General features: G+C 37.5%; 20 protein-coding genes and 1 pseudogene. 12 read left to right on the top strand and 9 right to left on the bottom strand.

The annotated features are described in order from the left end of the window. The 3 genes from RXV91_RS15185 to RXV91_RS15175 form a co-directional block, all read left to right on the top strand. Positions 1 to 467: GNAT family N-acetyltransferase (locus RXV91_RS15185; RefSeq protein ID WP_316440533.1), on the top strand; the 467-nt coding region annotated here is incomplete at its 5' end. Positions 468 to 1,302: 835 nt separating this feature from the next. Next, complete coding sequence (locus tag RXV91_RS15180; RefSeq protein WP_063489431.1) at positions 1,303 to 1,752, top strand: hypothetical protein; 450 nt, start codon at positions 1,303 to 1,305, stop codon at positions 1,750 to 1,752. Then, positions 1,749 to 1,952 (top strand): hypothetical protein, encoded by a 204-nt coding sequence (locus RXV91_RS15175; protein WP_063490428.1) that lies wholly within the window; start codon positions 1,749 to 1,751, stop codon positions 1,950 to 1,952. Before RXV91_RS15180 ends, RXV91_RS15175 begins: the two co-directional genes overlap by 4 nt. Before the next feature lie 165 nt (positions 1,953 to 2,117). On the opposite strand, the gene RXV91_RS15170 is transcribed toward RXV91_RS15175, so the two are convergent. Further along, on the bottom strand, positions 2,118 to 2,462 hold the full coding sequence (locus RXV91_RS15170) for a hypothetical protein (RefSeq protein ID WP_134357431.1): 345 nt from the start codon (positions 2,460 to 2,462) through the stop codon (positions 2,118 to 2,120). A gap of 382 nt (positions 2,463 to 2,844) precedes the next feature. Between RXV91_RS15170 and mobQ the strand changes: the two genes are divergently transcribed. The 3 genes from mobQ to RXV91_RS15155 are packed head-to-tail and all read left to right on the top strand — an operon-like array spanning position 2,845 to position 4,846. Continuing rightward, on the top strand, positions 2,845 to 3,999 hold the full coding sequence (mobQ, locus tag RXV91_RS15165) for a MobQ family relaxase (protein WP_316440532.1): 1,155 nt from the start codon (positions 2,845 to 2,847) through the stop codon (positions 3,997 to 3,999). Beyond that, positions 3,996 to 4,688, top strand: a complete 693-nt coding sequence (locus tag RXV91_RS15160) for a MobB (RefSeq protein WP_316440531.1) — start codon at positions 3,996 to 3,998, stop codon at positions 4,686 to 4,688. Before mobQ ends, RXV91_RS15160 begins: the two co-directional genes overlap by 4 nt. An 11-nt stretch (positions 4,689 to 4,699) precedes the next feature. Next, positions 4,700 to 4,846, top strand: a complete 147-nt coding sequence (locus tag RXV91_RS15155; RefSeq protein WP_316440530.1) for a hypothetical protein — start codon at positions 4,700 to 4,702, stop codon at positions 4,844 to 4,846. Positions 4,847 to 5,173: 327 nt separating this feature from the next. On the opposite strand, the gene RXV91_RS15150 is transcribed toward RXV91_RS15155, so the two are convergent. Beyond that, a complete protein-coding gene (locus RXV91_RS15150) occupies positions 5,174 to 5,821 on the bottom strand; it encodes a hypothetical protein (protein ID WP_316440529.1) in 648 nt (215 codons plus the stop codon). A 78-nt stretch (positions 5,822 to 5,899) separates the two neighbouring features. Between RXV91_RS15150 and RXV91_RS15330 the strand changes: the two genes are divergently transcribed. Further along, positions 5,900 to 6,145, top strand: coding sequence for a helix-turn-helix domain-containing protein (locus RXV91_RS15330; protein WP_396426788.1), 246 nt, complete (start codon positions 5,900 to 5,902; stop codon positions 6,143 to 6,145). 311 nt (positions 6,146 to 6,456) lie between these two features. Continuing rightward, positions 6,457 to 6,606, top strand: a complete 150-nt coding sequence (locus tag RXV91_RS15325; protein WP_396426791.1) for a type I toxin-antitoxin system Fst family toxin — start codon at positions 6,457 to 6,459, stop codon at positions 6,604 to 6,606. Positions 6,607 to 7,043: 437 nt separating this feature from the next. On the opposite strand, the gene RXV91_RS15145 is transcribed toward RXV91_RS15325, so the two are convergent. Further along, the gene (locus RXV91_RS15145; protein WP_316440528.1) at positions 7,044 to 7,631 is read right to left on the bottom strand and encodes a site-specific integrase; all 588 of its coding nucleotides are present in this window, start codon (positions 7,629 to 7,631) and stop codon (positions 7,044 to 7,046) included. A gap of 78 nt (positions 7,632 to 7,709) precedes the next feature. Between RXV91_RS15145 and RXV91_RS15140 the strand changes: the two genes are divergently transcribed. Further along, positions 7,710 to 7,988 carry a type II toxin-antitoxin system prevent-host-death family antitoxin gene (locus RXV91_RS15140; RefSeq protein WP_316440527.1) on the top strand — a complete coding sequence of 93 codons (279 nt, stop codon included), beginning with the start codon at positions 7,710 to 7,712 and terminating at the stop codon, positions 7,986 to 7,988. Next, a complete protein-coding gene (locus RXV91_RS15135; RefSeq protein ID WP_316440526.1) occupies positions 7,988 to 8,344 on the top strand; it encodes a type II toxin-antitoxin system YafQ family toxin in 357 nt (118 codons plus the stop codon). The genes RXV91_RS15140 and RXV91_RS15135 overlap by 1 nt, the downstream gene beginning before the upstream one ends. A 122-nt stretch (positions 8,345 to 8,466) precedes the next feature. Here RXV91_RS15135 and RXV91_RS15130 read toward each other — a convergent pair whose 3' ends face one another. From RXV91_RS15130 to RXV91_RS15105, 6 genes and pseudogenes are all read right to left on the bottom strand, one after another. Next, positions 8,467 to 8,679, bottom strand: a complete 213-nt coding sequence (locus tag RXV91_RS15130; RefSeq protein ID WP_017260783.1) for a DUF3923 family protein — start codon at positions 8,677 to 8,679, stop codon at positions 8,467 to 8,469. A 10-nt stretch (positions 8,680 to 8,689) separates the two neighbouring features. After that, a complete protein-coding gene (locus RXV91_RS15125) occupies positions 8,690 to 9,232 on the bottom strand; it encodes a helix-turn-helix transcriptional regulator (RefSeq protein WP_017260782.1) in 543 nt (180 codons plus the stop codon). A 205-nt stretch (positions 9,233 to 9,437) separates the two neighbouring features. Next, entirely contained in the window at positions 9,438 to 10,202 is a 765-nt protein-coding gene (locus RXV91_RS15120; RefSeq protein WP_056949778.1) for a helix-turn-helix transcriptional regulator, read from the bottom strand. Between the two features lie 206 nt (positions 10,203 to 10,408). Beyond that, positions 10,409 to 10,747, bottom strand: a complete 339-nt coding sequence (locus tag RXV91_RS15115) for a helix-turn-helix domain-containing protein (RefSeq protein ID WP_003646108.1) — start codon at positions 10,745 to 10,747, stop codon at positions 10,409 to 10,411. 174 nt (positions 10,748 to 10,921) lie between these two features. Further along, positions 10,922 to 11,344 (bottom strand): YjdF family protein, encoded by a 423-nt coding sequence (locus RXV91_RS15110; RefSeq protein ID WP_063489430.1) that lies wholly within the window; start codon positions 11,342 to 11,344, stop codon positions 10,922 to 10,924. A gap of 193 nt (positions 11,345 to 11,537) precedes the next feature. After that, a pseudogene (locus RXV91_RS15105) lies at positions 11,538 to 11,750 on the bottom strand (DUF3923 family protein). Between the two features lie 383 nt (positions 11,751 to 12,133). Here RXV91_RS15105 and RXV91_RS15100 point away from each other — a divergent pair. Together RXV91_RS15100 and RXV91_RS15095 are read left to right on the top strand one after the other, a co-directional pair. Then, entirely contained in the window at positions 12,134 to 12,622 is a 489-nt protein-coding gene (locus RXV91_RS15100; protein WP_316440525.1) for a DUF536 domain-containing protein, read from the top strand. A 714-nt stretch (positions 12,623 to 13,336) separates the two neighbouring features. Further along, complete coding sequence (locus tag RXV91_RS15095) at positions 13,337 to 13,714, top strand: YxeA family protein (protein WP_316440524.1); 378 nt, start codon at positions 13,337 to 13,339, stop codon at positions 13,712 to 13,714. Positions 13,715 to 14,033 lie beyond the last annotated feature (319 nt).

The raw sequence follows: 14,033 nt of genomic DNA, 5'->3' as shown, positions 1-14,033 counted from the left end.
TGAATATTTCTAAACTTAGTCAAATAAATGCAGTAAAAATAAGTAATTGGCATTATCCTGACGATTATTCGTTTTACAATACAGATGCAGATTTAGAAGATTATAATGAAATTTTATCAGTTGATTTACGTGCGGATAAGTTTTTTCAAGTTTTGACGGCTAATAATGAACTGTTGGGCTATTTTGTTGTTGAGCCTACTGATGTAAGAGATGTTTACGAAGTTGGATTGGGAATGGCCCCCGAATTTACTGGAATTGGTAAGGGCTCAAGGTTTGTTCATGTTATTATTGAATTTATTTCAAGGGTTTATAAACCAATAAAACTCTTATTAAATGTTGCTGAATTTAATGTTCGTGCTCAAAAGGTCTATCAGAGAATGGGATTCACTATTTTTAAGAAGGAAATCCAGATTGATGATCATGGGGTCTCTTATCCATTTTTATGGATGGAAAGAGTAATAAAGTGACTTATAGTAAGTACTATTAATAGTAAATTTCACTAACTTTTCCAAAATAAGAATGCTGGTAAATTAGGCTTTTATCTTATCGCTTCACCTAGACCAATTTGAATTCACAAAGTAAAGAATAAGTACCCCTGATAACGTCGTGTTAGCAGGGGTACTTTGATTAAAATGGGGATTATGTAAACTAGTTTATGTTATACTTACCTCGGTGCGTTCTGTGCCAATCAATGATAGCCCGTCATTAATTTGATAGGCTATTTTTATTAAGTCAATTTTAATGTTATTATAATAATGTGTGTGCTATCTATACTACTTGGGGGAGCGGCTATCTGCTTAGATAGTCGCTTTTTTAAGTTGCGATTTAATTAGATTTAGTTAAAATAAAGTTGTCCTACTTATTAAGGACTCATGATGTTTCGTTTCGAAGTGAGAACTTCTTGGTGAGCACTTACTTGAGTGCTCATTTTTAAGTGGTTGAAACATGTTTTAACCATGATATAATACAACTTGTTCTTAACATGAACACTCCATAAATCTTTCATTTTGAATTGATTTTCTGTAAGTATGCAAAGAGGCCGTCATTAATTGATAGGCCTTTTTGTGTGCTTATAAGAAACCTAATCAGCTTTATACGCTAAAAGGTGTAAAAACTAGTCAAAAGCTGTTAATTCCTTATGTTCCCACATCTTACTATTCCTTTACTGATTGACAGTTGCCTGATAGCTATTGATCATCAGTAAAATTGAAATATTTTTATCAAAAATGAGTATTATTTGATTATGATTAAAAAAAGATTATAATACAAGACGATCGACTAACCAGTTTAGGAGAATACTCAATGAAATTACTAAAAAGAATCTGTTCTGACTACTTGCATGGACTAGTATTTTTCATAATAGTATTTTACTTTATGACGGCTAATCCAGATGGCAGTATGCCTCTAAAATGGAGTATTGTTAACGTCTATTGGACTATTTCCTTTCTGATCGCATACCCATTATTGTTAGAGACGGTGCCTAGTATTAAAAAAATCAATTTCCATATGAAGTCTCTGCAATCACTGTCAATTCATATGGAAGATAAGGCCACAAAAAAAATGTCTGATTTGTACCATGATTCGACTAATCCAGTTAGTAACCGGATAGATTTACAAGCCCGCAGCGATTATCAAAATGACTGGCTAAATTTAATAATTAGTTTTTTTGTTAGCGGACTCCTTATCGCCATTTCAATACCAAGTTTGTTTTTTATTGCTTTTAAAAACCTTTTAGGGAGACGAATGTTATGAAAAAACTTTCACTTATTTTATTTACCGGGTTACTGGCATTTGGTTTTACTGAAAATGCTTTAGCTGCTTCAGCTAAAGCGGACACGATCAAATCCGAAAGCATTACTTTTAAAGGTGGACGTCCAGTCATGCGAATGCCACTCGAAGTGGGTGCCGGTTCCGGCTATTATGGAGTTGACTGGCAAGACATGCTAAAATAATTTAAGTAAAAAATCCCCTTTATATATAAAGGGGATTTTTTATGCGCTTATTTAGATGCTATTCTTGCGGATAAGCGCTTTAATTTATAGACAAGTATTATTCCAAGCAAATAGGGTTAAAACGTCTTAGAAGAGATTATAATCATCTTATTTGCTGTCTGACGATTATTGTTCACCGTAAGTTTCAAGGAAACGACTGAATACTGATGTGCTGTCTTTATACTTAACACTTTGTGTAAACGTTTTTAATGCTTGGTACTTATGATTATCCTTACCTAATTCTTGTAAGATAGCTTGAGTTTGGTCTAGCGATTGATTGGGAGCATCAGGGCCGATGAATTTTTCGAGCAAGGCCCCTTTTTCTATTAATCGTTTAGTCCGAGCTTTGCGTGCTTGCTGACTAAGCCGGTTACGTAAGACCCTTTTTTTTGCTTTGAGTTGTTTTTGCTGTTCGTCTAGTTTAGCAATTCGAGCTTCTATTTTCTTAATATCTTCATTGGATTCTGACATTTTTATAACTCCCTTTTTAATTACTAGTTGTTCTACAAATGAAGTATACTGTTTACAAGATAAGAATGCTATACTGGGTTTATGAATTGGTTGCTCCCTGCTAAGGGCGCACTTATATGTACGCTACGCATACATATTGTTCGCTTTGCTCATGTGCTCGCTCCGCTGGGGCTACCGCCGGTTGCCTTGCCGGCAGGACAGAATCAAAGGCATTCGATTTTAAAAATTTGATTTTCGGCTTTTTCCGCCTTATCAAATTTTTAAAATCTCACACAATCCTGATCATCAAAAGTCGCCTTTAGGCTCCTAATGATGAACAAGATTGTGAGGGTCAAACCCCAATTCAAATCCAAGGTTAAAGTCAAAATCGGAGGTCAATGTCATGGCGATTTATCATCTCTCACTGAAAACCATTAGCCGAAGTAAAGGTCAGTCGGCCGTGGCTTCGGCCGCTTACCGCTCTGGCAGTAAGCTTAAAGACCGTGAGACCGGTGAAACTAAAGACTTCACCCGCAAGCATGGCGTAGCGTACAGCAAAATTCAGCTTCCACCACAGGCGCCGGCCGAGTACCGAGAGCGTGAGACACTCTGGAACGCCGTTCAAGACAAGGAATCCAAGTCCAACGCCCAACTGGCCCGAGAGGTGGAGGTAGCCCTGCCGGCTGAGCTTGAACGCGATACTCAAATTAAGTTAGTGCATGACTATGTACAGCAAAACTTTGTTGATGAGGGTATGTGTGCTGATTGGTCAATCCACGATAAAGAAGATGGCAACCCACACGCCCATATCATGTTGACGACCCGTGCAATTAAAAAAAACGGCACGTGGGCGCCAAAACAGAAGAGCACCTACATACTGGACGAGAGCGGAGCAAAAGTCCCGCAAATCGACCCTAAGACGGGTGAGCAGAAGATTGGAGCTCGTGGCCGGAAGATGTGGAAGCGTACCACCGAATCTTATACGGATTGGAACGACCGAAGCAACGCCGAAATTTGGCGTAAAAGTTGGGCTGAGAGCTGTAACCAGTACTTGGCGCCGGCAAATAAAATTGACCATCGAAGCTATGAACGCCAAGGTGTGGAACAGATACCGACTATCCATGAAGGACACGTGGCCCGTGAGATGGGTGACCACTCGGAACGAGTTCAAACCAACATCGACATCAAGGCGAGTAACCGTGAGTTGAGCGGTCTAAGCACCACCATTGCCAAAATTCAAGAAGAAGCCAGAAAGCTGTTCCGCCGGATTGCCGAGCTAACCGAGCTCATCAGGAAACGAGCACAAGAAAAGGCGGAAGCCAAACGGCAGGTCGAACAACCCGCCCAGACAGGGTTAGCGGAACCCACGCCGACCGTGGCAGACAATTTCTTGAAGAAACTCAATGCTGACAAGGCGAAATTGGCTAAGCCAGTACCGCCGGAGAAATCCGTGGCTGGGGACTTCTTAAAGAAACTAGATTCAGATAGGGGTAAGAAGCGAGTCCACAAAGAACGTGAGCAGACGGTAGAACACAACCAAGGAGGGCCAGAACTATGACAGAGAACGAACAGGCACTGGTACAACTTTTAAAAGCGTATGATAACGGGGAAATTGACTTTACGAAAGTTCCCGCCATTCAAGTAATTGTCCGGCAAGAAGTCGCCAAACAGGTGGCCCAAGCAGTCAACCCAACCCAGATAAAGGAACAGGCCAGCCAGCAACTAAAGAGCGACCAAACGAGTTATAACGAGCAGGTTAACAAGATTTTGAAACAGCAAGGCGCCCGACTACAGGAGCAGGCTAGTCAGCTAGACGTGGCGGGGGTCAAGCAGCAGTTGCTGGCTGACATCGACCGGCGTAGTAAAGCGGTCAAAAAAGCACAGGCCGAACTGGACGACGAACGGGAAAGACTAGCAGACCGAGAGAAAAAACAGTTCTGGCGAGAGCTGATACCGAACCTTGCCGGTGGTGTCGTGAGCCTATTTTTTGCTGTCATGATTCTGTTACTGTTCAAAGCATTTCTCTGGGATGGTGTTTGGCGTGGATTAGGACTTAACAAGCTCACTGATTTTGTGCTGACGTTGGCGAGATCACATCCTTTCGGCGGGAGTATTCTTGGGTTAATTCTGATGGTGCTGATTGCTGGTGCCATCATTGTTAGTTTCTGGGGGATGGTCGCAGCCGTAGAGATGCTGACGGACTGGAATGCCGAAAAGCTCATGTTTTGGCGCAAAGACCGATACTAGGAGGTGTAGCAGTGAAGAAGCGACTACGTAAAAAGAGAGCTCGGAAACGGGACGAGGATAGGTTGGCTCACAGTATCAAGCAAATGGAAATGGCACTGAACGGCGATTTGTCACAGGTAACTGTACACACAGTGGACTTAAAAAAAGCACCCCGATAATGGCTGCTTTTTTGCGTTAAAGATCAGCTTTATTTGATCAACATGGTTTATAGTAATTTTGCATGAGTTATTTATACTTATTAAATTCAATCCAATCAATAAATAATATAATAACACCTAAAATAATAATAATAGGCAAAAAAACTAAAAGGCCATTAAAAATGGTACTAATTATTAAGCATAAGAATAGTGGTATTAAGATTACGTATCTAAAATAACCTAATTTACTATAAATAGTAGTTCGATATTTTTTAGATACTAAAATCCCCAAAATAATTATTACTATTAAGTACAAATAGTTAGTATGCACTCTTCATACCTCCCCAATTAGAAAGTGTGAAAGCTATAAATCCCTGTATAATTCATATCCATATAGATGTGACTATGGATGTGAACACTATTGTAATAGTCTAAACCGTTAGCTACATGATTAAAGTATAATGAACCAGATCCAGCGATAGCAGCCGCAACCCCATTCGCCAAGACACTAGATAAGACTCCAAGTCCGCCCAATGCATCACCTTGGCTTCTCATTCTGTGAGAAATATACGAAACGGCAGCATTTGATTTAAAGTAATATCTTTCTCCCCACCAAAACCACTTTGTACTTAGTCCAGACACGCCAGCAGCTAAAACTCTAATGCCTGATATCTGCGTAGAAGAGCGAATCTCTTTTGTTTGTGGATCAATTATTTGATGCTGTTGCTGAATCGAATAATTGGCTTGTTTTAATGCAGACTTTATAGCTTCAGTTTGTGTATTAGTTAATCCTTGTTTCCCTTTAGTTAGTAATACAAAACTATTATTTTCTACACCAACATATTGATCAAAATCTTGTAAATTAGCTTCAGTTGTTGATGGTTTTTGATCAGTTACGTTTGAATAGGAATCATTAGCACTTGATAATAAGGGTGTTGTAGTCCCTGCAATGCTAACACTTAATGCTAGCATAGTTATAAATCTAAATTTTTTCATTTTAAAATCCTCCAATGCTAAGTAAGTATAAAAAACAAATCAAGCCGGCAAAAGTAAGAGACGCTTGCTTTTGCCGACTTGATTTGTTTAAATACAACAACCAGGGTTAGGAAGGGGATTATTATTAATTTACATGAGAGATTAAAGTTAATTAGAGGGAAACGAGGACTTTCACAAAGAGAATTAGCTAGCATGTTAAAAGTAACTAGACAAGCCGTATCTCAATGGGAAAATGGATATACCTATCCGGATTTAGATAACCTCATTATATTAAGTGATGTGTATGAGGTGTCACTTGATATAATGATTAAAGGAACCGATTAATGATAAGGGTGCTAATTATACCTGATTTTATTCAGGATTGATTGGCACCCTTTGTTGTGTATTAATTAACATGGAAAATCAGCTAACTAATTTAGTTGTATCAGTAATTTTAAGACGATAGATTATAATTTTATCCAGATGTATTTAGGGTCAACCAAACCGTAGCCCGTTGCTAAGACCAAAATCAAACCCATGGTTAGGGAAACTTTGGGCACGCCCTCAGGCAGAGTTAACAACGACTAGTAGCTAATGTAATCCTCACTATTCTTTTTTTTCCTGTTAATTTGAAATCAAGAACAAACAATAAAGACATGCTATTCTTCTCTTGTTGCCAATTTAGAACAAGCATATGGCACGTGTTTGGAGGTGTTTGTATGTGGTCTACAATACTAGCCCCACTTCTTGTTGCATGTTTAAGTACATTGTTTGAGTATTGGCTGAATACTCGGAACAAGAAGTAAAACATATCTGGCAACGTTAACCCACCCGTTTTTTATGAACGAAAAAGAGCCCCCAACTATCACAAGTAGTTGGGGGCTTGGTGTTTAGATGTGTCTACATCTTCTTGCTCTTTTAAGTATAGCTAGTTAATTTAAAAAAGTATAATTTTTTAAATTGATGACAATTTTAGAACCCGTACCCCTCTGCAAGATGCTGTGAGTGACGATTGTTTTGGTGTAAGGAAGGAACACCAATATATAAAGTATAGCCATCATAGCCGTTTTAAGCTTGTTTAACATTGTCACAAGTTAAATTAAACCACAACTAGTTTGAATGGCTTAAAGCGGACTTTATACAGTATAAGAGCCTGTTTAATCAATCAAAGATTGCTATTTTATCTATTGCGTTTTAAGTTAGTCATTCGAGTTGAAAAGTTTTAGATCCTTTTTTATTTAGATTAGCCAAAATCAATCTGATCTAACATCGTTTCCGTACTAGCCTGGTCTAATCCTAAATAAGCTAATGTCATGGCTTCACTAGAATGATTTAGCAAATGCATGACTAACCCAATATTGTAATTAGTTTGCGTATAAACGCGATAAGCACCAGTTTTGCGCATCGTATGGGTGCCCAGATAGTTAATTTCAAGCAAGTCGCCAACCTTACTCATGATTTTATAGAATTGCTTTTCCGTAATATGGCGGCCTGGGTTTTGAATTGAGGGAAACAGCCAATCAGAAACCAAGTGGTTGGCCTGTAACCAAGTTTGATAGCTTAATAAATCAGCTTGTACCGGTTTTAAGTAGAGTAAATTAGCTTTGCCGGTTTTTTTATCGTGGATAAGCGCATTCTGACGCACGGTTCCGTTTTCGTTAAAGACATCGCTCCAACGGAGCCTCATAACATCGCTCACTCGTAACAAGGTGGCTTTGCCAACCTGAAAAATCGTGTAATTACGGCGACCAGCTCTAAAATTGTGTAGTAAGGTATCTTGTACTTCGGTCAGGACGTTTGAATCTTTGATTGGTAAGACGATTTGTTGCATAGTTTTAGCCCCTTTAAAAAGATTGATTTTTAGTACAAATTAAAGTACAATATTAAGTACAAAGAAAGGGTGGTAAATATGACATTAGCATTAACACAGAGCGATTTTCGCGCTAACCTAAAAAGATATTTGGATCAAGTTAATGACGAAGACGAAACCGTTTATATTGCTCGTTCAAATAGTCGCGCAGTGGCCATCGTTTCGCAAGAAAAAATGGACTGGTTAGAAAGAGCATTAAAAGCTAAAGAAGGTTCGTTAGACTATGCAATTGCGCGTGATCAGTTAATTAAACGCCATGTTTTACCTGATGATGAAATTGTTGAATCAAATGATGATTATTGGGATCAGTTTAAATAATGAAAAAACTAAGATTTAAACCGCGTGCAACCTTTAATGCTGACCTAAAGCGATTAGCCAGTTTAGATAAAACTATTATTGACGAAGTTCGAGCAGCCATTGACCTATTGCTCGAACGACAACAATTACCACCAGAATTTGAAGATCATGAGCTTAATCGGCGAATGAGCGGGTATAATGAATTTCACTTACGAGATACCCCGAAAAACAGAACGCCAAGCGAAACTAACGATGTCCTAGTTGTTTATACGATTGATAAAGATGAACTAGTCTTAATTGGAATTCGAGTCGGATCGCATGATCGTTTATTTCCTGGGCAAAATCGTTCTAAAGGGTATCGAAAAAATGACAAATGAAAGAAGTTATTTCTTTAATATTAAAACAAATAACCCCTAATATCTATAATGTGGATATTAGGGGTTATTCTTTCAATGTTTTCGAGGGGTTATTTTTGAATTATAGACCCTATAGTTGAGTTTTACTTTCTACGCTTAACAAATAACAGTAAGACAAGTTGGATCAAGACGATAAAAATAAAGAAAATCACTAGCACAATGAAAGCAGCTAATTTAGTTGCTGGCGTTTGAATTGTTCCAGCTCCATCAACTTTTCTAATAAAAATTACAAAGCTTAATATACTGAAGATGATTAGCCAAATAAGATTGCTTAGCCACCAAACTTTTAATTTCATGTGTTTTAGGTTACTCCCTCTTTTGGTAGTGATATGTACTAACTAATTGGCATAATAGAATTATACTGGTCAGAAAGGAGGCTGTTTGAAATCCAAAGCTGTTTAAAAGACTGGTTTTAAAGGTACAACCAAGGAAAATTATAAGCGTGATTAGTTGTAGTGAAAGCTGTACCTTAAGATTTTTGATTTTGGTTAGGCAAAGCAAGATCACACTTAACAAAATCAGTCCGTCCATGATTAATAGGCTTTTTGAACTTGAAGCAAGTGTTAGCCGACTAGTCGCTAATATTGACAGCATCAGTAGTGGATAAATATAACTTACCGAGCTTTTGCTAAGCTTAGCTTTGCTATCGTCATTAATCAGTTCATCTACAGAGCTATCATAAATGTTAGCCAGTTGATTAACTAATATCAGATCTGGCAGATGCCGACCAGTTTCCCAATTAGAAATAGCTTGCCGTGAAACATGTAGTTTATTAGCCACCTCAGCTTGAGTAAGGCCACTTAACTGTCTTCTTTGCTTTAAAAGTTTGGGTAGACGCTTAATATCCATACATATCCCTCCTAAAATTTAAGCTGATTAGTCTAAATTAACAAGCCAGTTATTCTGGCATCGTTGGTATAGCCCCATTTTAACGCAAGAAATCTATCAGAGTAGCCTTGGCTAACCTGATAGATTTCTGATAATATAAGCGTTTTGAATTGTGACAATTGTTTTTAATGGCTAGATTATCAATTTAAATCGCTTAAACGTCGGCTTATTCAGTGACTAATTGCTGGACAGTATCGGATATATGGATCTGTGTCTTATACTTCTTAAGGTCATGATTGTTTGTTGCTGTATTTCCCTTGTGGTTTAACAAGGCATTTAGTGCCGCTAAGTTGCTAACATAAGTCTGATTAATGTAGGTGCGAGGAACGATACGCGCAACTTTAACATAACTGCCCTTATGATAAGCCATCACATAAGGATCTTTGACCCCAGGATTAAGCCCCGTTGTTAAGGTTAGTTTGGTCCATTCATTCCCCATCGTATTATCAGTGAACCAAGCGGTCCAGTAACCATTGGTTGCCTTATTGTTAGGCGAAATTTCCTTTTCACTAGGTAATTTAGTGTACCCGACTTTATAGGATAAAAACGGATCAAATCGATCAATCGTCCCAATACCTTTATAATATCCCAAACATAAAATACCAATACTAACCAGTACTAGTGCAATCAAGCCACCTAAACCAAAAGTCCAACGACGATAACGACTTTTAAGCTTAACATTATGATCTATCTGGGTGGCCAAAGAGGGTTCTTTATCTTTTTTCATTGCAATCTCCTCGTTAAATAGAAGTTTTTCGAGTGAGATGTTAAACAATTGACTCAACGCATGCAGGGTCTCTAAGCTTGGCATATTCTTGCCAGTTTCCCAAGCTGAGACCGTTTGACGGGTCACATGCAATTGTTGAGCTAACGCTTCTTGGGTTAAATTAGATTGTCTGCGCAAGGTCTTGATATCGTCTTTAAAGCTCAAATCTCACTCCTCCTAAATCATAATCAAGGATCTAAGGCAATCCTAGCAAGAATTACTAGCATTAGTCACGCAAATGTTACTTGCACAACTGGATAGTTTGGTTAATGTCGTCAATAAAGTCATTCTTCAGATCGTAATACCGTTCTGAAGAATGACTTTAGAAATGATCAAAGGTCTATTTGTCAGTTATGGTCCCTAAAGGTTTCTTAACTAAAGACAGCGATAATCATTTTGGTGACTAAATAAATAATTGCAATTACCATCATCCAACCAGTACTGCGCATAAATTCCCAGACGTTAGTTTGTGCCTTTGCGTTTTTGGTAATAACTATGCTTTTTTTTAGTGAATCATCGCCCTTGATCAAACTATCTAAGGTAATGTCGAATAAATTGCTGATTTGCACTAAACGATCAATATCGGGATAAGTACTTCCGACTTCCCACTTAGAAATGGCCTGACGAGAAACATTAAGCGTTTCTGCAAGATAATCTTGTGTCCACTGCCTTTTTTCTCGTTCTTCTTTTATCCTTTGCCCTAAAATCATAAACGTAACCTCACTTTCAATAGATTAATTATCATATTGAAGCGAGAAAAAAGCACGCTAATTATTAGCGCACTAAAAGCAACTACTGGTTGCGAAGAATATTCTGGTGTAAATAGGGGCTAAATGGAGATTATAGGTTCTAAAATGCCATAAATAGTTTTCTATACTAGGTTCTCAATGTCCTTTGTGTTTTTTTATTTTTTTAACCCGACGCAATTTGTATCTTTTTTCTTGATCCAAGATCTTTTTAGCACGTCTATTATGTTGTCGGGTTACCTTTTGACACTCCAACTGTTTTTGAAGTGTTTGTTGGGCTTTAGTACCGACACCATACTGAACACTCTTTCTAGCTAACCTTTGAAGGCGCTTAGGATTGATTTTTCGTTTGGAAACAGATGAATCACAAACAGTTTGTTTGAAAAAGATATTTTTATTCCAATGATGAATCACCAGATCGTAAATCAAAGTTAATTTAGGTTCTGAAGGACCTAAATTAACTTGACTAACTTCATAAGTTGAACCAAAACGTCTTTCAAAGATAGCTTTGTAAAACGGTGGTTCATAGACAATTGTTAATGATCCCTTGATAGTAGACATCAAACATCCTCCTTAAAATTAATTAAGAAAGATGGACAACCAAGGAGGCAGGTTACTGATAGCGTTGCTATGTTCGGACTACCAACCGAACTGTGTTTTTACTTTCTATTTCTAGTTTAACTCAAATATCCCATTCAGAATAGTTTGCTTAAAAATCTGAATGAGATATTTGGTAATTATAAGCCATGTAAATTCAACCTCTATGCTTAACAAATAGCAGTAAAACAAGTTGGATCAAGACGATAAAGATAAAGAAAATCACTAGCACAATAAAAGTAGCTAATTTAGTTGCTGGCGTTTGAATTGTTCAAGCACCATCAATTTTTCTAATGAAAATTACAAAGCTTAATATACTGAAGATAATTAGCCAAAAAAGATTGCTTAGCCACCAAACTTTTAATTTCATGTGTTTTGGGTTACTCCTTCTTTTGGTATTAATATGTACTAACTAATTGGCATAATAGAATTATACTGGTCAGAAAGGCGGCCGTTTGAAACCCAGAGCTGTTTAAAAGACTAGTTTTAAAAGTACAACTGATAAAAATTATGAGCGCAGATAGTTGTACTAAAAGTTGTACGTTAAGATTTTTTATTTTGGTTAGTAAAGCAAGGTCAAACTTAGCAAAATAAGTCCGTCCATATCGAGCCAAAACAGCCACTATCCTTAAAAATCTCCACGATAGGATATATATCATATGTTGAGAGACGTGTTCTAAGCCCTCGTTCAGTGTTCACCTTGATTAACTATGTTAATATAAACGTATATACTAACGTAAAGGGTGACGTAAAATGGCAAATAAGACAATATCTTCAATAGCTAAAGATTTGAATATATCACGTGCAAGGGTTTATCAAATTATTGACATGCTTGATGACAACGAAAAACCCTCAAAAGACAGCAATGATAGATATGTAATTGACGATAGTGTTGTCAATGCTATTCGTAAATACTATGCAAACAGTAACACCAAGGCTAAACAAGAAAAAACGTCACCAATTGACGATAAAGTTCTTGATATAATGCAACGTCAACTAGACGAAAAGGATAGACAAATTGAAAAGCTAACTCAATTACTTAACCAGCAACAACAACTCAATTTGTCTACTAACCGTCAAAACGAAAAACTACTTGATACCACTATGAACAACCCCCTCTCACAGGACGATATCCCCCTTAAAAGCGACGATACAGACGTTTTAAAGCCTACCGAGGGTAATTATAAGGGAGTAGACACTAAGACGCCTAAAAGGGGCTTATTTGGTTGGTTAAGACGTTAAAAATACCCCTTTGTCATATTATCGGCAAAGGGGTATAATACTGTTTGTAACTAAATTAAATAGACAAAAAAATTCCCTCGGAGCCTAAACCGGGGGAACACAGTAACTTCATCAAGTTTATGTGTTCATTTTACCTACTATTGTAAGATTTTTCAAGTAGGTAGAGTTGAATTTTTCTGGAACACGGGGGAGCCAAGCCTCGTTACTAGAGTGGCAACATTCTAGCCAAGCCAACTAATCTTACCTTTCGAGGACTGACAGCCGGTTAGCGAAGCTAATGAAACAAGTCGACAGGTCAAGTGAGAGCCGCCGCTATAAACTCCCACTAGGAATTAATCTATACTTGTATTTAGGTTGGTTCCGAACGGTGGTCCCACGTACGGGGCGGGCGGTAAAGCAGTACGAAAGTACAGGGCTATTACGCAAGGCCAGTGATCCAAACAACTAAAAATAAATGATTGCTGGCACCTATAAAGGGTGCTTTTTTTATAGGCTAAATTAGTTAGGCTAATCTACAAGCGCAATAGTAACAATACAAGTGTTTTTACGTGACGGTGATTCGTGACGAACAACAAAAAATTTTCTTCTTCGCAAAACAAGGGGAAAACTATATCCCGCTCAGGTTCAAGCGCTCTGAACAGCAGAGGGTGAAACCAAAGTCAAGTTAGTTTTAAGTATTTTTATAGGTTTTATAGAGTTTAGGGGGATTTGTTTTTGAGTAAGTCTGCAATTAAAAATCATTGGATAGAAAGTGTCTTAGTTGTTTTACTAGTTGGAGTTACAGTTTTAAGTATTGGGTGGCATATTTATCGATATGGTGGCGATTATTACTATATGCGAGTTAATGGTAGTAGTGGCTCATTTCCTGTGGCAGTTCCGGTTGGAATTACACAGAATGGCTATGTTTATCGTGGTATTGCTAAAGATAAGTATGGGGATCGGAAACGGTTAGAGTTTCAAACTGTTGCTGATGATTTAGGGCCATTTCATAAGGGGCAGATCATTAGAATTACATATAATTCTAACTTTGGTGTGACCAATTATAAGAGAGTTAGTCGTGATCAGGTTCCACCATTGGCTAGGATTCACTAACTTTTCCAAAATAAGAATGCTGTTTAATGATGGACGGCAAAAAATTCTCTTATTCGCAAAACAAGGGAAAAGTTATATCCACTAAGATTCAAGCGCTCTGAGCAGTAAAGGCCAAAACAAAATTACTTTTAAATATTAGTTAGTGTGTTATTGGAATGTATCTAAAATGCTCACAGACTTTATTGTGAATTATATTTTAGAGTGGCTGAAAGAAAAATAACAACCCTAAATGGAGTTAATCATGAATATTTCTAAACTTAGTCAAATAAATGCAGTAAAAATAAGTAATTGGCATTATCCTGACGATTATTCGTTTTAC

The sequence above is a fragment of the Lactiplantibacillus sp. DA1 genome, assembly GCF_032681335.1.
In the GTDB taxonomy this organism is placed as follows: Bacteria; Bacillota; Bacilli; order Lactobacillales; family Lactobacillaceae; genus Lactiplantibacillus.
This window is presented reverse-complemented; position numbering and strand designations above follow the sequence as displayed.